This window comes from Pseudomonas sp. KH_021 (assembly GCF_057838865.1).
In genome coordinates this window covers 1,333,996-1,355,011 of sequence record NZ_CM174477.1, presented here as the reverse complement: position 1 = coordinate 1,355,011, position 21,016 = coordinate 1,333,996, and the positions used below count along the sequence as shown (strand labels likewise).

18 protein-coding genes and 1 pseudogene are annotated in these 21,016 nt (G+C 51.5%); 11 read left to right on the top strand and 8 right to left on the bottom strand.

Annotation, left to right across the window (positions count from 1 at the left end):
- Window positions 1–493 precede the first annotated feature (493 nt).
- Both AC3IX4_RS06380 and AC3IX4_RS06375 read left to right on the top strand, forming a co-directional pair.
- A complete protein-coding gene (locus AC3IX4_RS06380; RefSeq protein ID WP_489259748.1) occupies window positions 494–3,370 on the top strand; it encodes a ribonucleoside-diphosphate reductase subunit alpha in 2,877 nt (958 codons plus the stop codon).
- Window positions 3,371–3,657: 287 nt separating this feature from the next.
- A complete protein-coding gene (locus tag AC3IX4_RS06375) occupies window positions 3,658–4,905 on the top strand; it encodes a ribonucleotide-diphosphate reductase subunit beta (RefSeq protein ID WP_489259747.1) in 1,248 nt (415 codons plus the stop codon).
- A gap of 72 nt (window positions 4,906–4,977) precedes the next feature.
- Here the strand turns inward: AC3IX4_RS06375 and AC3IX4_RS06370 are convergent, their stop codons facing one another.
- Window positions 4,978–5,373 (bottom strand): hypothetical protein, encoded by a 396-nt coding sequence (locus AC3IX4_RS06370; RefSeq protein WP_489259746.1) that lies wholly within the window; start codon window positions 5,371–5,373, stop codon window positions 4,978–4,980.
- Between the two features lie 619 nt (window positions 5,374–5,992).
- On the opposite strand from AC3IX4_RS06370, the gene AC3IX4_RS06365 reads away from it, so the two are divergent.
- From AC3IX4_RS06365 to AC3IX4_RS06350, 4 genes are read left to right on the top strand one after another with little or no spacing between them, the layout of a single operon-like run.
- Window positions 5,993–7,621: an ATP-binding protein gene (locus tag AC3IX4_RS06365; protein ID WP_489259745.1), complete on the top strand. Its 1,629-nt coding sequence runs from the start codon at window positions 5,993–5,995 to the stop codon at window positions 7,619–7,621.
- 1 nt (window position 7,622) lies between these two features.
- Window positions 7,623–8,447, top strand: coding sequence for an HNH endonuclease (locus AC3IX4_RS06360; protein WP_489259744.1), 825 nt, complete (start codon window positions 7,623–7,625; stop codon window positions 8,445–8,447).
- A complete protein-coding gene (locus AC3IX4_RS06355; protein ID WP_489259743.1) occupies window positions 8,440–10,260 on the top strand; it encodes a DEAD/DEAH box helicase in 1,821 nt (606 codons plus the stop codon). The genes AC3IX4_RS06360 and AC3IX4_RS06355 overlap by 8 nt, the downstream gene beginning before the upstream one ends.
- A complete protein-coding gene (locus AC3IX4_RS06350; RefSeq protein ID WP_489259742.1) occupies window positions 10,257–10,697 on the top strand; it encodes an EcoRII N-terminal effector-binding domain-containing protein in 441 nt (146 codons plus the stop codon). The genes AC3IX4_RS06355 and AC3IX4_RS06350 overlap by 4 nt, the downstream gene beginning before the upstream one ends.
- A gap of 113 nt (window positions 10,698–10,810) precedes the next feature.
- Here AC3IX4_RS06350 and AC3IX4_RS06345 read toward each other — a convergent pair whose 3' ends face one another.
- Both AC3IX4_RS06345 and dcm read right to left on the bottom strand, forming a co-directional pair.
- Window positions 10,811–11,290 carry a very short patch repair endonuclease gene (locus AC3IX4_RS06345; protein WP_489259741.1) on the bottom strand — a complete coding sequence of 160 codons (480 nt, stop codon included), beginning with the start codon at window positions 11,288–11,290 and terminating at the stop codon, window positions 10,811–10,813.
- Window positions 11,291–11,327: 37 nt separating this feature from the next.
- Window positions 11,328–12,764: a DNA (cytosine-5-)-methyltransferase gene (dcm, locus tag AC3IX4_RS06340; RefSeq protein WP_489261225.1), complete on the bottom strand. Its 1,437-nt coding sequence runs from the start codon at window positions 12,762–12,764 to the stop codon at window positions 11,328–11,330.
- A gap of 610 nt (window positions 12,765–13,374) precedes the next feature.
- Here dcm and AC3IX4_RS06335 point away from each other — a divergent pair.
- Window positions 13,375–13,992 carry a BRO-N domain-containing protein gene (locus tag AC3IX4_RS06335; protein WP_489259740.1) on the top strand — a complete coding sequence of 206 codons (618 nt, stop codon included), beginning with the start codon at window positions 13,375–13,377 and terminating at the stop codon, window positions 13,990–13,992.
- A 657-nt stretch (window positions 13,993–14,649) separates the two neighbouring features.
- A complete protein-coding gene (locus AC3IX4_RS06330) occupies window positions 14,650–15,717 on the top strand; it encodes an IS630 family transposase (RefSeq protein WP_489256307.1) in 1,068 nt (355 codons plus the stop codon).
- A gap of 844 nt (window positions 15,718–16,561) precedes the next feature.
- Here the strand turns inward: AC3IX4_RS06330 and AC3IX4_RS06325 are convergent.
- On the bottom strand, window positions 16,562–17,257 hold the full coding sequence (locus tag AC3IX4_RS06325) for a DUF4225 domain-containing protein (protein ID WP_489259739.1): 696 nt from the start codon (window positions 17,255–17,257) through the stop codon (window positions 16,562–16,564).
- On the bottom strand, window positions 17,254–17,739 hold the full coding sequence (locus AC3IX4_RS06320; protein ID WP_489259738.1) for an Hcp family type VI secretion system effector: 486 nt from the start codon (window positions 17,737–17,739) through the stop codon (window positions 17,254–17,256). The genes AC3IX4_RS06325 and AC3IX4_RS06320 overlap by 4 nt, the downstream gene beginning before the upstream one ends.
- A 125-nt stretch (window positions 17,740–17,864) precedes the next feature.
- Between AC3IX4_RS06320 and AC3IX4_RS06315 the strand changes: the two are divergent.
- Window positions 17,865–18,082 (top strand): annotated as a pseudogene (locus AC3IX4_RS06315) (DUF1016 N-terminal domain-containing protein); the annotation flags it as partial.
- A 79-nt stretch (window positions 18,083–18,161) separates the two neighbouring features.
- On the opposite strand, the gene AC3IX4_RS06310 reads toward AC3IX4_RS06315, so the two are convergent.
- Together AC3IX4_RS06310 and AC3IX4_RS06305 are read right to left on the bottom strand one after the other, a co-directional pair.
- Complete coding sequence (locus AC3IX4_RS06310; RefSeq protein WP_489259737.1) at window positions 18,162–18,854, bottom strand: DUF6933 domain-containing protein; 693 nt, start codon at window positions 18,852–18,854, stop codon at window positions 18,162–18,164.
- A 40-nt stretch (window positions 18,855–18,894) separates the two neighbouring features.
- Window positions 18,895–19,251, bottom strand: a complete 357-nt coding sequence (locus AC3IX4_RS06305) for a hypothetical protein (RefSeq protein ID WP_489259736.1) — start codon at window positions 19,249–19,251, stop codon at window positions 18,895–18,897.
- Between the two features lie 224 nt (window positions 19,252–19,475).
- Between AC3IX4_RS06305 and AC3IX4_RS06300 the strand changes: the two genes are divergently transcribed.
- Together AC3IX4_RS06300 and AC3IX4_RS06295 are read left to right on the top strand one after the other, a co-directional pair.
- Window positions 19,476–19,724, top strand: coding sequence for a FitA-like ribbon-helix-helix domain-containing protein (locus AC3IX4_RS06300; RefSeq protein WP_489259735.1), 249 nt, complete (start codon window positions 19,476–19,478; stop codon window positions 19,722–19,724).
- Entirely contained in the window at window positions 19,721–20,143 is a 423-nt protein-coding gene (locus tag AC3IX4_RS06295) for a type II toxin-antitoxin system VapC family toxin (RefSeq protein WP_489259734.1), read from the top strand. Before AC3IX4_RS06300 ends, AC3IX4_RS06295 begins: the two co-directional genes overlap by 4 nt.
- Before the next feature lie 178 nt (window positions 20,144–20,321).
- Here AC3IX4_RS06295 and AC3IX4_RS06290 read toward each other — a convergent pair whose 3' ends face one another.
- Window positions 20,322–20,990, bottom strand: coding sequence for a UPF0149 family protein (locus tag AC3IX4_RS06290; protein ID WP_489259733.1), 669 nt, complete (start codon window positions 20,988–20,990; stop codon window positions 20,322–20,324).
- Window positions 20,991–21,016 lie beyond the last annotated feature (26 nt).

Below are 21,016 nucleotides of genomic sequence, written 5' to 3'. Positions count from 1 at the left end.
GAATGCGATGGCAAATCCGTTCGGTAAAGGCGATTTTTTGTGATAGGGTTCGCGCCCTCAAAAACAGGCAGACGCCTTCGAGGCGATGAAAAAAAGGATGACCGGCGGTCAACGTCAGGCCCGATGCGGCCTACATTGAAATCGGTGATTTCACACACAAATTACCCACAAGTTATCCACAGTTGATCGCCTTGCATTAGCCCCGATACCGCATTATCTTGTATCCCATTCGCGTAAAAACACTACATGTTGGGTTTTGGCACAAAGCGCAACCACAAGTAGATCGCAAAACTCAACCCCTTGCAGGTCCCTTTTTAGCGGGATCGCAAACGTTATCCCTGGACTGCCCCGAAGTTGACATGCCCGGCTCAGCGGGGCGTGAAACGACACCTTTTGTCGATCACGCCGTGCGGCCGGTAGCAGCGCTTCAGGACAGAACGGTTGGCACGCACGCGTGCCTAAACAAACTTAGAGAACGTGGAGACACACCCGCATGCAAACCGACACAACTCGCGAGAACCCGCAGGCCCCGGCGCCGCAGGCCGCAGATTCCAATCAGGATCTGGCTGCGACTGCACCTGGCCAATTGCGAGTGATCAAGCGTAACGGCACTGTCGTTCCTTATACCGATGACAAGATCACCGTCGCTATCACCAAAGCGTTCCTCGCAGTTGAAGGCGGCAACGCTGCCGCCTCGTCGCGCATCCACGACACCGTCGCGCGCCTGACCGAGCAGGTCACCGCCACCTTCAAGCGCCGCATGCCATCGGGCGGCACTATCCACATCGAAGAAATCCAGGACCAGGTCGAACTGGCCCTGATGCGTGCCGGCGAGCAGAAAGTGGCTCGCGACTACGTGATCTACCGCGACCAGCGTGCCAAAGAGCGTGCCACCCGTGGCGCCGAGCAGCCTGAACAGCCGCACCCAAGCATCCGCATCACCCGCCCGGACGGCAGCCTCGCGCCGCTGGACATGGGCCGCCTGAACACCATCATCACCGAAGCCTGCGAAGGCCTGGCCGAAGTCGATGGCGAGCTGATCCAGCGCGAAACCCTGAAAAACCTGTACGACGGCGTGGCCATCACCGACGTCAACACCGCCCTGGTGATGACCGCCCGTACCCTGGTCGAGCGTGAGCCGAACTACTCGTTCGTCACCGCCCGCCTGCTGATGGACACCCTGCGCGCCGAAGGCCTGAGCTTCCTGGAAGTGGCCGACAGCGCCACTCACCACGAGATGGCCGACCTGTACGCCAAGGCCCTGCCGGCCTACGTTGCCAAGGGTATCGAGTTCGAACTGCTGAACCCTGCACTGGCCACCTTCGACCTGGAGCGCCTGGGCCAGGCCATCGAGCACGAACGCGACCAGCAGTTCACCTACCTGGGCCTGCAGACCCTGTACGACCGCTACTTCATCCACAAGGACGGCGTACGCTTTGAGCTGCCGCAGGTCTTCTTCATGCGCGTGGCCATGGGCCTGGCGCTGGAAGAGCAGGATAAAGAAGCCCGTGCGATCGAGTTCTACAACCTGTTGTCGTCGTTCGACTACATGTCCTCGACCCCGACCCTGTTCAACGCCGGTACCCTGCGTCCGCAGCTGTCCAGCTGCTACCTGACCACCGTGCCGGATGACCTGTCGGGCATCTACCACGCTATCCACGACAACGCCATGCTGTCCAAATTCGCTGGTGGCCTGGGTAACGACTGGACACCTGTGCGCGCGCTGGGCTCCTACATCAAGGGCACCAACGGCAAATCCCAGGGCGTTGTGCCGTTCCTGAAGGTGGTCAACGACACCGCCGTCGCCGTTAACCAGGGTGGCAAGCGCAAAGGCGCTGTCTGTGCCTACCTGGAAACCTGGCACATGGACATCGAAGAGTTCATCGAGCTGCGCAAGAACACCGGTGATGACCGCCGTCGTACCCACGACATGAACACCGCCAACTGGATCCCTGACCTGTTCATGAAGCGCGTCTTCGATGACGGCCCGTGGACCCTGTTCTCGCCATCGGAAGTGCCAGACCTGCACGACCTGACCGGCAAGGCCTTCGAAGAGCGCTACGAGTACTACGAAGCCCTGACCCAATACGGCAAGATCAAGCTGTTCAAGACCCTCCAGGCCAAAGACCTGTGGCGCAAGATGCTCTCGATGCTGTTCGAGACCGGCCACCCATGGTTGACCTTCAAGGACCCGTGCAACCTGCGCAGCCCGCAGCAGCACGTGGGCGTGGTCCACAGCTCGAACCTGTGCACCGAGATCACCTTGAACACCAACAAGGACGAGATCGCGGTCTGCAACCTGGGCTCGATCAACCTGCCGAACCACATCGTGAACGGCAAGCTCGACACCGCCAAGCTGCAACGCACCGTCAACACCGCCGTGCGCATGCTCGACAACGTGATCGACATCAACTACTACTCGGTGCCGCAGGCGCGTAACTCGAACCTCAAGCACCGCCCAGTGGGCCTGGGCATCATGGGCTTCCAGGACGCTCTGTACCTGCAGCACATCCCGTACGGCTCCGACGCTGCGGTCGAATTCGCCGACAAGTCGATGGAAGCGGTCAGCTACTTCGCCATCCAGGCTTCTTGCGACCTGGCCGACGAGCGCGGCAGCTACGAGACTTTCCAGGGTTCGCTGTGGTCCAAAGGCATCCTGCCGCTGGATTCACAACAGATCCTGATCGAAGCCCGTGGCCAGAAGTACATCGACGTCGACCTGAACGAAACCCTGGACTGGGCACCGGTGCGTGCTCGCGTACAAAAAGGTATTCGTAACTCGAACATCATGGCCATCGCGCCGACCGCGACCATCGCCAACATCACCGGCGTGTCGCAGTCCATCGAGCCGACCTACCAGAACCTGTACGTGAAATCGAACCTCTCGGGCGAATTCACCGTGATCAACCCGTACCTGGTCCACGACCTCAAGGCCCGCGGCCTGTGGGACTCGGTCATGATCAACGACCTGAAGTACTACGACGGTTCCGTGCAGCAGATCGAGCGTATCCCGCAGGAACTCAAAGACCTGTACGCCACCGCTTTCGAAGTGGAAACCAAGTGGATCGTCGACGCCGCCAGCCGTCGTCAGAAGTGGATCGACCAGGCTCAGTCGCTGAACCTGTACATCGCCGGCGCTTCGGGCAAGAAACTGGACGTGACCTACCGCATGGCCTGGTACCGTGGCCTGAAAACCACTTACTACCTCCGTGCCCTGGCCGCGACCAGCACCGAGAAGTCGACCATCAACACCGGCAAGCTCAACGCTGTATCGAGCGGCGGCGACGCCCCGATCCAGGCTGCACCAGCCCCGGCACCCGTGCCGAAGGCTTGCGCGATCGACGAGCCGGATTGCGAAGCTTGCCAATAAGGCTTATGTGAAACCCCGCTATCCCTGTAGGAGCCTGGCTTGCCAGCGATAGCGGTCTCACTGCCGCACACAGGACTGAACCACTCCGCCGTTCAGTCCCCTCTCCCCAATTGGGAGAGGGCTAGGTGAGGGATTGCTACATCTGTCCCTCCCCCAGCCATAAAAAAGAGGGCCTACTCCCTCAAGAACTCCATGTTTTTTGCGTGCAGTACCGAAACGCAAGCAACGCATTCCAAAGATCCAACCGGCCCCTGAACAAGGTGGCCCTCACGCAGGAGACGCACATCATGCTGAGCTGGGACGAATTCGATAAAGAAGACGGCGAACAACCCGCCAAAGGCGCAAACGCTGGCCACGCCGCCGAAGCTGCCATGGACAAACTCGACAACGCTGGTGGCCAAGCCGCCCGCGAAGCTCGCGCTGTAACCGCCAGCGACTCCGCTGCTATCATCCGCGCCAAAGCCGCCCTGGACAAACTCGACGTTGCCGAGGGCCTGGCTGAACTCGAAGGCTCCGCTGCCCGCGTTGCCGTTGATGAAAAGCGCATGATCAACTGCCGCGCCGACCTCAACCAACTCGTACCCTTCAAATACGACTGGGCCTGGCAGAAGTACCTGGATGGCTGTGCCAACCACTGGATGCCGCAAGAAGTCAACATGACCTCGGACATCGCCCTCTGGAAAGACCCGGAAGGCCTGACCGACGACGAACGCCGCATCGTCATGCGTAACCTGGGTTTCTTCTCCACCGCCGACTCCCTGGTTGCCAACAACCTGGCCCTGGCCGTGTACCGCCTGATCACCAACCCCGAGTGCCGCCAGTACATCCTGCGCCAGGCCTTCGAAGAGGCGATCCACACCCACGCCTACCAGTACTGCATCGAATCGCTGGCCATGGATGAAGGCGAGATCTTCAACATGTACCACGAGATCCCATCGGTCGCGAAAAAAGCCGCCTGGGGCTTGAAGTACACCCGCGCCATCTCCGACCCGGAATTCAACACCGGCACCGTTGAAACCGACAAAGAGCTGCTGCGCAACCTGATCGCCTACTACTGCGTTCTGGAAGGCATCTTCTTCTACTGCGGCTTCACCCAGATCCTCTCCATGGGCCGCCGCAACAAGATGACCGGCGTCGCCGAGCAGTTCCAGTACATCCTGCGCGACGAATCCATGCACCTGAATTTCGGCATCGACGTGATCAACCAGATCAAGATCGAAAACCCGCACCTGTGGGACGCCGAGCTGAAGGAAGAAGCCTCGCAGATGATCCTGCAAGGTACTCAGCTGGAAATCGAATACGCTCGTGACACCATGCCTCGCGGCGTACTGGGCATGAACGCGGCGATGATGGAAGACTACTTGAAGTTCATCGCCAACCGTCGCCTGTCGCAGATTGGGTTGAAGGAAGAATATCCAGGGACGACCAACCCGTTCCCGTGGATGAGCGAGATTATGGACTTGAAGAAAGAGAAGAACTTCTTTGAGACTCGGGTTATTGAGTATCAGACGGGTGGGGCGTTGAGCTGGGATTGATCCCAACTTATAAACTAAAAAGGCTGCCACGGCAGCCTCTTTAGCTACATTCAAAACAGTACAATTCAAACCCTACAACTTCTCCCATCCTTCAATATTCGGATTATGATCCAAAGAGCCCGACCTAATTAATATGCAATGAAGATCTTTATTTTTATCGTAACCAACAACAATATTGTCTCCCGGCCGCGCAACATCCATCACTTTATTTTTTTGAAAGTAGAGTCTAAACTCCGAACGCACCGGATGCCCCGCCCTTGCATCATACCAAGTAACACCCGCCTCATCAGAAACATCACCGCCCCTAACAGAAAACTTTGTATTTAATTCGAGCTTATCCCCCCCAAATATATTCTTAAGCTCAGCAACACCGTTGAACTCATGCTGATTTGATCTTTCTGGTCGAGCCTCTACAGCAGAGAGAGTCTTGATACATGCAGGCCTCAGTACAATAGCTTGATTCGACACACTAACACTCCTTTACTAAAGTCAGGTTTCAAAGCACTACTCAACCTAGAATCAGGGCGGGCTCTATCTCACTTGATCGAGCGTCAATGCCCAGAGGTCAATGTGCTATCATTCTGTAAAAATTTCAACCCCCTCAAACAAACGCATGGTCATTTTTCTCTCGCCCCCATACAAAGCGAGATCAATGGTCCTCTGCAATGCTACGAATGTAATCCGACCTCGATTTAAAGCCTCATATTGGAACTATTTCCCAAATACCCTGCGCAATTGAGAGCAGTGTAATTCTACGCCCGCAGCACGGCTTATTTTAATGGCGCAACACCCTTGACAACGTGACCGAGGTCCTATGTCCTTAGTCAGATAGACCATGCTGAGGCATCGTATTTTTCCGTATCAGCATGAAGTGCTCTTGCTCAGCCAAGGACTGTTTGACATGCTGAGGCCGACGATGCGGAAACCTGCGACAGTCGTCCCTCACATCGATACCGTCTGGTTCACCATCGCAAATCATCGTATGATGGCAAAGCGACGCCATCACGGAACAGATGGCCACATAGGGCCTTCAAGCTGATTGCATGGGTGGAGCCGTGAATGCCCAACACGCAAAAGGAATTTCAGATTGAACGACGATCTTATCAATGAACCCGATGCTGAACGGCTTATTTTTGGCCTTCGCGACACCGGTTACAACGTCAAAACCGCGGCAGCAGACCTAATCGACAACTCGATCTCCGCTAAAGCGGACCGGATCAATATCGAAATTGTCCTGCGTGATGATGGACGCAAGCTCATATATTTCGGTGATAACGGCGATGGCATGGACGCTCACGGTATTCATCGTGCAATGCGTTACGGTGCCCCTGAGCGTGAAAACCCCGAGAGCCTTGGGAAATTTGGTCTCGGCCTGAAAACAGCTTCCAGCTCAGTCTGCTTGAAATTTACACTGATTTCACGCAAAAGTTCAGATCAGCCTTTGGCAAAACTTGCTTGGGACCTCGAGTTCGTCGCAAAGCAGAAGCGGTGGGAGATGCTTCAAGAACCCGTAACGCACGATGAACAAGAAATGTTTGACGAGCTATGCGGCGAAAAGGGAACCCTTGTGATTTGGGAGAAGTGCGACCGAATTCTTACCAAGGATTATGAGCCAGGTGGAGCTAGAGAAAGGGCTGCTATCACCAGACTCGCCGAAAGCTTGAGCAAACACCTCTCACTCGTCTTTCACCGTTTTATCGATAAAAATGATAATCGTGAGCGAAACATTGAAATCTATATTAATCAGACTTTCATTGAGTCATGGAACCCATTTTATCCAGCGCGCTCAGAACAAGTCCTTGCAGAGAAAAAGCAAACTCTTGAAGTAGAATTACTTGATGGTTCAGTAGACACCGCTAAAATTAAGGCGTGGATACTCCCACATCGCAATGACATGACCAAAGAAGAAGAAAAAGCACATGCACGGATTGCGAACCGGGCGCAGGGTTTTTATGTCTATCGAGAAGGCCGGCTAATACAAGATGGCGGCTGGATGGAGGTTTTCGGTGTTCCTGAGCCGCACTTTTCGCTGCTGCGCATCGAGTTTGAGTTCAACCACAAACTCGACGATGCATTCCGAATCGATGTAAAAAAGTCTCGAATTCTTTTCCACCCTGATCTTGCTGATGGTCTGTACGAACTGCTTCAACCTATTTATCGCGAGGCTGGGCGCCGTTATCGCAGAAAAAACCGTGAACAGGCGAATACTCAGGCGATTGACCACTCCAGCGCAAACAAAAATATTGCTGACACTAGCAATGCAGACAAACCGAAAGTCACCTCGGTCGACCCTACGTCCCAATCCGCAATAGTTTCGAACAACTTCGGTCCAAAAATCCGTCTTAAGGTACCAATTCAAAGTCATGTTAACTCAGAAGCGATTTATGTCGATGCTGTAGAAAACATCACCAGCGGTGAGCTTTGGCAGCCCGTACTTCGCAGCGCTGGCGATGAAGGCCATGTTCCAGCAGTATTACTAAATAAGCATCATGATTTTTATCAAAAAATCTACAAAAGAGCAGCAGCCAATGGCTATGCTGTAGAAGGAATGGACCTGCTGCTCTGGGCCTTTGCAGTAGCTGAACAAAACAACACCAATGAAGAGTTGGAGCCTATTTTCGAAGATATACGCACGGAAATATCGAACAATCTAAGAAAATTATTACGCCTTGTTCCTGACCCCGAACCCAGTGAACTTATAAACGAAGAAGATTGAAATGATCGTCTCCAAAAGAGGTCTTATTCTAAAAGAACTTGAAGAGGGGACCGGTGCGGCCATGGGCGCCTTAGTTGACCAGAGCGGCCTTCGCTCTGGTTTACGAATATGGTTCGCTGACTTAGACGAAAAACACGGACCTGTTGCCGAATTAAAATTACATGGTTTGAAGGGGCATCGGGTCAGCCTGTATTTTGGCAATTTCTCAGGAAGCGTTGTATCCCAAATACGGAAGGCTTCGCCAGAAGATATCCAATTGGCACGTGCATTGGTTGAGTCAATCCGCTCCGAAGTCGAGATTGACGTGATTGATCAATGCTTTCCCGAATGGACTATTATGAGTGGTGCCTTTCGCATGACTGCAACGATTCGCAATCTTGACGACCCACTGGATAATGCCACGGTGGTTGCCACCTGCCGCGACATAATTGTGCCCATGATGGCTGCAATGGCTGAACTTATTGGGTACGACGTCATCGAGAGCCCTACAGATGATGCATCTACTGCTTTTGAAGGCACTATCTTGAGATCGGCTGTTAAACGACGGGAGCGTAATCCGCGCAACAGACTCCTATGCATTCGCATTCATGGAGAGAAGTGCATGGTTTGTGGCTTGCAACCAAGGCAGTCATATGGAGAAGCCGGCGCTATAATTGAAGTCCATCACTTACAACCACTGGCATCGCTAGAAGAACCCCGATCATATGATCCGTGCACTGACCTGGTACCTCTTTGCCCAAGCTGCCATCGTGCGGTGCATACGAGACATCCGATACCAATTAGCATAAAAGAACTACGAGAGATTATGGAGGCTTGTCGTGGTTAAATTAAGCAGTCTACCCAAAGCCTTTCAAGAATTACGTTCTAATCCACCAGAAGGTTTCAAACTTTCGGAACGTGTCATCGACCCGATTATTATTATCGATAAGATCGGGAAATCCATTGTTGCAAGTCTCGGGGGAACCCGCGTATTAAAGGGAACCAAATATATCTACCGGGCCCCAAGCAATCGTCACACGTGGGTAGTAGACGGGACCACTATACGTCCGCTTCCTCGTGACTCTGCTGATATTTTAGCCCAGATATTGCAAGGTTCGGATCCGACGAATTTAACTTACAGCGAAGCGATCAGACTTTTGCGCGAAGTGAGTGAGATTATACAGTCGGAACCCGACGATACCTTCCTCAAGGCTGGGCAAGTCGGGGCTGCGAGCCTTGAGGGAGAGCTCGTTATTCCCGGTTTGACAGCAACCCTCTTTCCTTACCAGGCGCGTGGCGTCCGCTGGATGTGGGAAACAATTTCGCATACTGGCGGGTTAATCCTCGCCGACGAAATGGGTCTTGGGAAGACTATCCAGATCATATCGTTACTGCTCATGGAACCACCTACAAATGATTCTCCAGCATTGGTCATTTGTCCCACCAGCTTGATAGCCAACTGGACTCGGGAGTTTTCCCGCTTCTGTGAGGGCATGAATGTGTTGGTTCATCGTGGCCCCAACAGGGCAGGAATCTATCGGGATCTACAAAAAAACAATGTCGTAATTACCACCTACGACACCATGGTAAATGACATTTCTATTTTTTCCTCTTTTGAATGGTCTTGGTTAATCTGCGATGAAGCACAAGCAATCAAAAATCCAGATTCAATTCGAAGAAGCGCCATTGCAACCATTCCACGTCGCAGATCCATTCCCATGACTGGTACTCCTATCGAGAATAGCCTTCTTGATCTATGGTCTCTAGTTGATTTTGCGATCCCGGGACTACTCGGATCGCGCCGCGAATTCGAAGAGCATTATCCCGACACGAAAGAGTCAGCAAAGATAATTGGATGCTTTACGGATCCAATAATCCTCAAACGCAGAGTAGTCGATGTCGCCGGTGATCTACCAGAGCGGATTGACATTGATGAGCCTCTAGAACTAGACGATTCGCTCGCAGATCACTACTTGAGTGTCCGAGAAGCCACGCTACTTAAGTACCCCGTTGCCGGGGCTTTAGTGGCAACACTTCAGTTGCAATTGATATGCGCCCATCCGTGGTTACGGCGCGCCGATGAAAGTGATACGGACTCGGAAAACGCAAAGGTTTCTCCTACAGATACATTTCCTTTGATTACTCCGAAAATGGAAAGGGCTGTAACTCTCATGCGCGAAGCTTTCTTGAACGGCAAAAAAGTAATCGTTTTTGCACTTTTCAACAGAGTTGGCGACTTACTGAAGGATGCATTATCCGGATTTCCCAATGCATATTGGGGCGCTATCAATGGCGGTACGCCTCAATCCGATCGCCAAACGATAATCGACACGTATTCTGCTCATAAAGGTCCAGGGTGTCTAGTTTTGAATCCTAAAGCTGCTGGTGCCGGTTTGAACATTACTGCGGCCACAGTTGTTATCCATTACACCCCAGTTTGGAATCCCGCATTAGAGGCTCAAGCAAGTGCAAGGGCTCACCGCCGCGGCCAGACCCAACCCGTTACTATTTATCGCCTCTACTATAAAGATACTGTGGAAGAGATAATGATTGAGCGCGCCTTGTGGAAAAGGGAGCTAGCCAATGAAAGCATCCCCATTTCATCAAGAGATGCTACAGACCTAAAACGGGCGCTTGAAATTCAACCGAGAAAATCATGACAAAAAAATCCTTCTGCAAAACGCTTAGCGCTAACGATGTCGGAGCCACTGGAGGTCACCAAGGAGGGATTTTGATCCCAAGATCGGAATCAGAGCTACTCGAATTCCTGCCAACTCTAGATTCAGGCCTAAAGAACCCCGATGCATGGATCGAGTGTTTGGATAATGCCGGCACAATGCGGCGCTTTAGATTTGTGTACTATAACAACCGGTTCCATGACACAAATGGCACTCGCAATGAGTATCGCATAACCTATATGACTAGTTACTTTCGAGAGGTGACAGCACGTCAGGGCGATATTTTTGAGATCTCCCGCAATGAAGGTGAACCCTTTTACAGAATCCAAGTCAGTAGCCCAGCAATAAAAGCCAACGAGCCCGTAGATGGGAAGACTTATAGAATAAAAATCAATTCAAATTGGCGTAGAGCTCATTGAAAACTTCAAATCTCTTATGAGCAGCATCGCTTAGGTTGCCACGTAAGCGCCGAAACGCAGCATTAATCCATATGTAGCGCCTTAATTAATTCGGGACGTTATTGATGCAGTGATCACTGGCTATTTTTCGGTACAGGCACTCTTATTCTCGGAGGGATAGTTGGCCAAACCATTATTCGCTCTTCTGACCGAATGAGATCCGAAATTTCAATCAATCTACTAGAGTGGTGCTTAAGTCCACACTCCCATATCGTCAGCACTCGCCATCCGGCCTGATTTAACTGTGTAATCTGCGATCGATCCCTCTCAATATTTTTCGCAAATTTCTCATGCCAGAAATCTACCCTTGTTGATGGGTCAGTTGAATAAAAGCACTCGTAATGGCGGTGCCAAAAACAACCATGAACAAAAATGACTAAACGGTAGCGAGGAAAGACCAAGTCAGGCTGCCCCGGCATACTCTTGGGATGCAGTGTAAATCGGTACCCCATTGCATGGAGATACCGACGTACAAGCATTTCCGGCTTGGTGTGTTTTCCCTTGATTCCAGCCATCATTCGGGAGCGCGTCACAATGTCGACAGTATCAATCAAAACAAAGCCACCCCTTATCGGAAACGAACTGCTTCAATCAATTAGTCAATGCAATTTCCAACTGCGGTCGTTCGGAGTCAGCCATCTTTTCCCTCGCGGCTAAAATTCGGCTTTTCATCAGTCGAGCTACAGCTTCGAAAACTGGCACTGCAACAGAGTTTCCAAATTGACGGTAAGCCTGAGTATCTGAAACTGGGACCACAAAAGAACTTTCTCCGGGCTTATCAAAACCCATAAGGCGAGCGCACTCTTGAGGAGTCAGACGACGCGGACGATTCATCTGATTCAAATCACCATAAAAATCTAAAGAGCCCACAAAACCTCGATCTACTAAAATCTCCGAGCCGTCCTTATGATAGCGAGCGGAAAGAGTACGAGCGATTCCATTCGATCCTGTCAGCCCAAAACCAAAACCATTACCCTTTTCACGATGCTTTTGAGCATATTTGTACAAATACTCCCATAACTTTGGCGTAAGAATGTACTTGCTATCAACTTCTGTATCGAGGATATCCCCAAACGATGGTCGTTTGGCTGGCTGATGCTTGACAATGTCCTTCAGAGTAAAGCCTTGATGCACATTCAGGTCACGTCGAAATCCCACCAACACGATGCGCTCCCGATGCTGCGGCAAAAAATTTACCGCGTCTATAACCTTCGGATCCGCGCCTTTTGGAGCATTCACATCGGCTACCTCATACCCCAGCTCGTCTAGCGTCTCACAGATTATACGGAAGGTATTACCCTTGTCGTGGCTCTTGAGATTTTTCACATTCTCCAGAAGAAATACCGCAGGACGTTTTGCTGCAATAATTCGAGCCACATCAAAGAATAGAGTTCCTTGAGTATCGCATTCAAAACCATGCTTACGACCAAGGGAGTTTTTCTTGGAGACTCCGGCCAACGAAAATGGCTGACAAGGGAATCCTGCCAGTAGAACATCATGGTCTGGAATTTCACGGTTAATATGGTGGTAAGCTTCGGCTTCACTTACTTCGAGCTTGTCCGAAAGAGTAACGGAGCGAATATCCAGGTTGAAGCGATGGCGCACCGGATCGCAATAATGATTGGCTTTGTAGGTACGGACAGCGTATTTATTCCACTCAGAAGTAAATAGACATTCGCCGCCAACTGCCTCAAAACCTTTCCGAATGCCTCCAATGCCTGCAAATAGATCGATAAAGGTAAACACGCGTTTTCCTTCAACCTTGGCGGGCAAAAGCGCCTGCAATCGGTTGTAGTCTCCATGCGTGAAGCTGGGGGAAGCCTTTCCTTTTACCCAACGGTTGATCGTTTCACGACACCAATGACCTGGACGGGCTTCGTTGAGAACCTCAGCCAGGTAACCTTGGTCAAAAATCTCCAGTAATTGATGCAAGAGAGCTAAATCGCTGCTGGCATTACTATCAACGCGCGTTGTGATAGAGCTGACGCTCCCTGAGGGCGAGCTTGCAGCGTTTTCCATGAGATTCATTGGCAACCTATCTGGGTCAAATCTGTGACGAAACGTCACTATTCTATCCCTTAGCTGTTCAATGTGAAGCTTTATCTGCAGCACGTCTCCATGCCGCCATCATCACAGAAGCCAAGGGAAGCTTTAAGGGTGTACTGTATATAAATACAGTATTTTTTCCTAGCGCACATCTGTGACAAATTCACCGGTTGTGTCCGATTCCAAGATGACAACCATACGGCTACAACCCAGCTTGACCTCATTAAACCGCGGAAGCCCCTGCTCAGAGCAACGTGCTCCACCAAGGCTTCGATGTATAACGTACTGATTGGCTTGTTCGAATTGACCCTGACCATAAATTTCAGAAAGTACCTACAGGATCCGTAATTGACCCACCGCTCTAGGTTGCCTATTCTGCCGAAGCGCCTAAGAAACGCCTAACACAGCGGCTTGACCGCTCCCGACAGATGTGGCTTTTGTGCTTACGGTAGAGATGTGCGCGCAAAAAATCTCTGTTATGTCGGGAGTGGACTAATACAAGACCTGAAAGGGGAATATGTCCGGCCTTCTGTGTGGGTTTCTTAGCTCCCGACACCCATAACGCCCTAAGAAGCGACAGAGGTACATGGAAATGCCGACTCCTGCCAATCCTTCAGCTCGAAGGTGCATCGAATCCCCACCGATACCTGCCGCATTGCCAACAGATGCAATCTGCACCAACCACTTCAGCCCCCTCATCTTCACCCGCCACAACCGCCCTCTCCATACCCTTTGGCTCGAATCTCAAGCCTGGTTCTGCGCCCGCGACCTGGGCCGATTGATCGGCCGCTATCTCGAAACTCACGCCCTTCGCAAACTTGACCCTGACCAAACCCGCACTCTCGTACTGCTGCGCAACGGCACCTATCAGCCAACGGTAATGATCAATGAATCAGCCGCGTACACGATGCTGGTCCATCACTACTCACCTGAAAACCGCAGCCTTCGCCAGTGGCTCACCAACGAGGTCATTGCGGTGATGCGGGACGAGCACGCCAATCTCGGCAACCGCGTGCCGAGCCTGAGCCTGTTGAAATGGGGAGAGTTGTCCGTAAGCATGCTGCAGTGGCAAAGCGAGCCGTGGATCAGGTTGCGGGATATGCCAGAAGTGTTGGCTCATCCGCAAATGGGTGAGGTTGCACCGAGTGCTCGCAAGCGGTCTTGGTGGGAGACGGCTTCACGGTTGTTTCATTCAGGGCTGCTTCGGTAGATGGTAAGTCTCAGTAATGCTGAGACTTTGCAGTTTGCTGCTCTGTCGCTGCCGATATGTAGTGATACAAATGTATGCATTGCAAAATGTTACATTTATCAAGGGCAGAATTTAAGCTACGCTATCTCCTAACCCACCCCACCGTGCTTTTTCGGATAACGCATTGGGCTGCCCAATTGCAAAATAGGGTTGAACAACTCAATACAAATATACTAGGCTTGCCCTTCAGCTCAATGACCAACATCTTACAACCCATGAATCTAGAAAATTCGCGATACTATTTCTCTGTCTCTGTATTGATTTTCATTTGCGCCGGACCTTATACACTCATTATTGCATGGGCCATAAAAAAGCTTTTCCACCCTGAAGGAGCGGCCTTGCAGTATATCTATGCAACAACATATATTTTTCTAGTCGCCATTGGATTACGGTTATACATACCTCGACTGCGCGGCGTTGTGTAACGCAATAGGTTACGCAATACCGCTATCCTGCTAACTTGAATTAAATTTTATTCCTGCGAAAGAGTTATTATCTTCATGAATTTAGAAGATTTGCGATATTACCTCTCCGTCTCTCTAGTGTGCTGTCTGCGAAATAGCTTTTCTAATTTTTCACCTACACTTCAGGTGTCATTTCCCCCTTGGAGAGCTTCAGGTGAGCGCACTGGACATTACGCTTAGCTCCGAAGAAAAGGCCGAACTGAACCGGCGCGTTCGCTCCGCCACCATTCCCCAGCGTGAAGGTCGTAGAGCACGCATTGTGCTGCTTGCAGCACAGGGCGAAACACGGGAAGAGATTGCACGACTGACTGGGTTTTCTCTCCCGACAGTCACCAACTGGTGCCAACGCTTTCAGTTGCTCCGGCTCGACGGATTGATTGATAAACCAGGTCGTGGACGCAAGTCGTCGCTGCCTGCCGATACTGTCCGCCGCGTCTTGGAGCAGGTCACGAAACCTCGCATTGGCGAGTCGCGATGGAGCTGCAGGAGTATGGCGAGAGCGGTCGGGATTTCTTCGAGTACGGTCCATAAGTTATGGGCTGCCAATGACTTGAAGCCTCATCTGACTCGCACCTTCAAGCTCTCAAACGATCCGCAGTTCGAACAGAAATTCTGGGATGTTATCGGCCTTTACCTGGCCCCGCCGGACAAGGCATTGGTGCTGTGTTGCGACGAAAAAAGCCAGGTGCAGGCCTTGGAACGCACGCAGCCTGGATTGCCTCTGGGCATCGGCCACATCCAGACGAAATCACATGATTACACCCGCCACGGCACGGTTACATTATTCGCTGCGCTGGATTATCTGCAGGGAAAATTGATCAGCAGCATCGAACGTCAACACCGTCATCAAGAGTGGTTGTCCTTCCTCAAGAAGATCAACAAGCAGACCCCCAAGAATCTCCAGCTTCACCTGATCGTCGATAACTATGCGACGCACAAGCACGCCGCCGTGAAAACCTGGCTGGCGAAGCACCCGCGTTTCCATATGCACTTCACACCGACGTCCAGCTCTTGGATGAACATGGTCGAACGATTTTTCCGAGACATCACGGTGTATCTACGAGACGGTAGCTTTGCCTCGGTGCGCGAGTTGGAATCCTCGATAACAACGTTCATGGCACTAAGAAATGCTCAGCCGACCCGGTACGTTTGGAACGCGAAAGGCGAGGAGATTTTGAGCAAAATCCAACGAGCTCGCGAGGCACTTGAGGCCGTACCATAGGGATAAATTATTTCGAAGACAGCACACTAGCAGTTTTTTCCTGCTCGTTGTTGATATCGGCAACGGCCGTATGGCTGATAAAAAGAGTTATCCCATTAGAAGGAGAGCCCTTGCAAGCCGCTTATGTGATCTCATATATAATTACTGTCCTTGTTGGATTGCGCATTTACACACCCAGAATGCGCGGCGTATTGTAGCTTGAGCAAGACAACCCCCCCCTACTTCCATTTTGATACTTTCTCTACCTCAGCCACCATGGAATAACTAACAGAATCAATTAAACCTTAAAAACATGGCCAACTTTCTGCTTTGCCGATATACCCCCTCATGATTTAGTGGATCATGTTTGAACAACTGTAATGAGCCGAACTTTCTCACTTACCTCGTCAAACCCAGTATCGACGACACGCTGAAAAGCTCTGCCGCCGCCGGAAGGCTGTGCCACAAAACCGCAGGTTGCAGATTGTTACAATTTTCGAGAACAGAACTCCACTATCCCATCTAATCTGCCTTTCGGCTAACAAAATTGACCACTAAATTGTAAACAAGGTTGATTGCTCCACGATTAACATACTAGGCTTATGCTCTGTTTCTGCGAAAGAGCTATCACCCCCATGAATCTAGAAAACTTGCGATATTACTTTGCTATCTCTCTAGCCGTTTTTGCCTATGCCCTCCCATGCTCGGCAATTGTAGTATGGCTGATAAACAAAGCAATACCGCTCGACGGAAGAGCCTTACAGGCAGCCCACGTGATTGCGTACGTTGTTATATTTTTGGGGGGCTTGCGCTTTCATATCCCCAGGATGCGGGGTGTGTTATAGCCTTTAAACAACACCGTATTTTACTCACTTTTCTTTAGCTCTGCCTCTCCAAGCATGGTATTAATCGTTATAGAATCGATTAACCCCTCAAAATATAATGCCAGCTTACTACTTTGCCTATAAGCCGGCTCATAGTTAATCTGGTCGCGTCTGAATAGCTGTACCGAATCGGGTTTTCGCACTAACCTCACAGCCCCCAGTACGGACAAAGCCAAGTCAACAGAGTAGTAGTACTGGTTACCTAAATAGTCATCACCTAAAATAGCCTGGTAGGCGCGCCGAGTTGGCCCTACAGTCCCAATCACTTCCGGGCCATTGTAAATATTGCCAATGCCTTCATAAATATTATTGACACCATGCGCGACAAGAAAAAAGCTCATTGGCGCTCCCGCCAGTCCTGAGCCAGCGGTCACCCCGACACCCGTCCTAATTTGTACAACCCCAGCAGCCACTCCAATCCCATTTTGAGCATAAAAAAGCACCTTCGAGTGCAACCCTTCATACTCTGCCCTTATCTCCGCCACTCCCTGCCAAGCGCTGATGACTCCCTCATCAACCGCTTTGATTATTTGATTGGCAAACGAAGAGATAAACGAGCTGAATGTAAGCTGCGCCATACCATCATCAAAGTGCGTAGCCCCCACCGTGCATCCATAGGCCACCAAATCAGCGGCAGCCTTAGTTACATCATGAATGTCACATATTTCCTCGCTCATCGAATATTGTCCCAGAACGCATAGCCGCTTGTGCCGGCCTGGAGATGCGTCCATGAAATATCCCTGTAGCTGATCGCAATGAGTTCTTGCGGGTCTGTATCGGACATGTAAATGGCATGGGGGACCTGAAGACTAATATGTGCTACACGGGCACCTGACAATTTAATTGAGTAGTATTTGCTTCTGCCTCCCGACGGCGCCAGGCGGTAAAAATCAATGACACATTCAATTTCTTCTCCGCTGTGGAGGGCACTGGCTAGCAGGGGCGAAGATTTATCAATGTTCTTGGTAATCATGATGGGCCGATGCTGACCCACCCCGGACGCATTTTTCGTGAGCATGTCATGCGAATAGGCCAGCACCATAATCTCATCGGCATGACCTGCCTGGCACTTGTTACCAATAGAGTCCTGGGTTGAACATCCTGCTGATATAAGCCCTTGTACCTTGCCGGTGATGCGCATGTATCCGTGATTAGCCATGCAAGTCGCTCCTTTTTTATTAGTTGGTTATTTTTTTGCTGGAGGACCTTCGCATATTCTGAGAAACAAATCAGTCAGACAATTCTCTTTAATAAAGGGAAAATTCCTAAGGTACACAGGGGCTAAGTCTGTTTCGAATGCGCCAATTCTATGATGCTTATCGAGACGAGGAGAAGTGTCAGCACTGCTGACACAATTGCCATGGACTCAGAACCTGATCCTCAGCCAGAGCAAGCCCCTCGAAGAACCTAAGTTTTACCTGCGGATGGCCATTCAGGATAAGTGGTCGAGCCGGGAGTTTGAACGGCATTTCAAGTCGGCACTCTTCTCAGCAAAAGTCTCGCCACTGGTGAGACTTTTATAAAAGCCTGGGCATGGACTATGCCTGCCCCGCCTGCTGATACCGCCTCAACATACCTGCGTCATTGCATATCCATTCCCACACTCCGACGCATCGCCGCCTGCCGTGCCTTAAGCTTGACCACCCCCGCATCAGTCACTCCGCAAAACTTCTGCAGCCACCAAGCCAGCATTTCTTCCTCCGGGTAGAAATACTTGCCTTTGATGCCTCGTATCATCTTGTTCATGTCAGCGTCAAAACCGATAAACTCAAATTCATCCGACGGCAAGCAGCCTGCCTCATCGACGATGTCTTTGAATATAAAGAGCGCTTCGTTGAGATGTCCTTGGGTGCTACGATCGCCGCGTTTGAACATGAGGTGATGCTCAGTAAAAGCAATGAACCTATCGCCTGCAATGGACATATCTACCCAATCAAGTACGTTGCTGTGCATGGCAAGCTTGAGCATGCCGTCCCACCAACGCTTGAAGAAGTCATCCAGAAAGCAATCGACATCTGCCTTTCTTATATCACTGAAAAACATCATGTAGCGGGTGGCGATGTGGGTGGCAATCAACACATGCTTGCGCTTTATCACGGCGGCATGGAGCAGCCACTGGTCCGCTTCGGCTGGATCGACGCCCTGCTCAGCCATGGAGAGCGCGTCGTCTTCTATTCGGGTAAAGGGCGGGATTTGCACAGGGGTGATTTTCTTGCCCTTTTGCACACGGGTAAAGAAATCAGTGGCTGCCTGGCTGCAGTTGAAGATGAGCATAGAACCTTGATCCTTGCAGTTTTGCCGGTGGTGGTGAAGGTTAGCTGTCAGATGCATCATCCGGCCAGGGGATTTCATAAGGTTGCTTTACAACTTTCTCCATGCCTGCCCGCGTCTTGGGACTGAGTTTAGCGAGTTCCTCTTCGGTCACGACCTCATGCATGAGCATCAGTCGTAGACTCATCCTCATCGTGCTGGGATGGAGACCATCAAAAGCATTTCGCAGGTCTTTATGTCGGTCCTGCATCAACTGCCTGAGGATGAAATAGCGCTGTCGGGCTGTCAGCGCTTTGTTGTCCATCACAATTTGGATGGAGTCGACGGTGCTCTGATGGAAGCGCTCGACGGCGACTGAAGACAGAGCTTCAAAAAGTGTCCAGTCGGGATTTTTAGCCATTGCTTGTACCTCTTGGATGCGGTGGCTGAAAGTTGCGTAGCTGACTCTGAGGCCTTGGGCTGCCGACTACCCCTCACACCACAGATATGGCTAGCGGCCTCCAGCGTTGGAGAACGGCCAGCAACCATGCAGGACTTTCGGGCTCATATGATGCAAGACAAACGGTTTTGCCCCCCTCGCAATCATTGCTTAATATGCATTCATTGATGAATGTGGAGGTTGACATGGCTAGCATGACCATTCGTAACGTTGACGATGAGCTCAAAGCGCGCCTTCGTGTGCAGGCGGCATTGCACGGGCGATCCATGGAGGAGGAGGCACGGGATATTCTACGTTGCGCTTTGTCGACCGGATCTTCCAATGCCGGTTCGTTGGTGGACTCAATTCGCGCTCGAGTTGCTCCTTTAGGGGGAGTTGATCTGGAAATTCCCCCTCGAGAAGCCATTCGAGAGCCGTTGGATTTCGACGCATGATTATTCTCGATACGAACGTCCTGTCAGAGGTGCTGCGAGCTGAACCTGACTTGCACGTATTAACATGGCTAAGAAAACAACCCAGGGCGTCGTTGTTCACTACAACAGTCACGCGTAGCGAAATTCTATATGGCGTTCGCCTCATGCCTGAAGGCCAGCGACGTGAGGCGTTATGGCAAGCAGCGCTGTCGATATTCGATGAGGACTTCGGCGGGAAAATCTTGAGTTTTGATTCCGACGCAGCCGATGCATTTGCCGCGCTTTCAGCAAACCGCCGCTTAGCTGGCAAACCCATCAGTCAGTTTGATGCCATGATTGCAGCCGTCACTCATTCACGAGGGGCAACACTGGCGACGCGCAATGTTAAGGACTTTGTGGATTGCGATATTGAAGTCGTCAACCCTTGGCGGAGTAAATAGAACGGATAGCAGCAGTGTTTTCAAGGGCGTAATTTTTTGCACGCAGGTGAAGACAAAACGTTGCTTTTGATTATATGCTCTGCCACGGACTCGCCCTCGCTGTCGTTGGCTACATGCCAGCGTGGCGCATAGACGCCTCGGCTTGGGCGAGTCCATTTCATTACATCGACTGCGATGATCAGTGCAGGCAGCACTGCTTGTATTTCTTCCCACTACCACACGAGCAAGGGTCGTTGCGGCCGACTTGCTTCTCATCTCTGCGCGCCGTCTTCGGGGTGCGCAGGATCAGGTAGTAGGCATGCAGTTCGCGCACTGCAGGCTCAATCGCGTCGATCGAGGCCTGGAGCTCTTCTTCACTCATGGCCTGGACGCGCTCGAAGTTCTCTTGGACGCCGTGCAGGGCGATGGCTTCGAGGTTGTCGGCGTGTTCTGCCGGCAAGTCTTTCCAGCCGCCGCACAGTTGCACGCCGCGCATGAAGCCGATGCACCATTCGTCGACGATGGTTTCAGTGTTCCCGCTTTCCTGATTTTCCAGGAAAACGGCTTCGAAGGTTTCTGGCGCTTCCATCAACTCGGCCGCCAGGGAGTTGAGGTGACGCATCATCAACTTGTAGAAGCGCTCGGCCTGGGCAGGGTTGCTCCACTTGGGTTCGTGCTCGGTGCCGCCCCAGATGGCGGGCATCCACTGGCTGGGCATGACCATGACCGGGCCGGACGCAAGCGCGGTAAAGAAGCCATCCAGTTCCGAGGCGTTCTGGATGGCGGCTTCATTGCCGTGCTGGGTCAGCACGTCGTCCACCTTCTGCAACTCGCGGTTATCCAAGGGTTCGAAATCTGAAAGCTGCATGGGGTGGACCTGTCTGTGAAATTTGC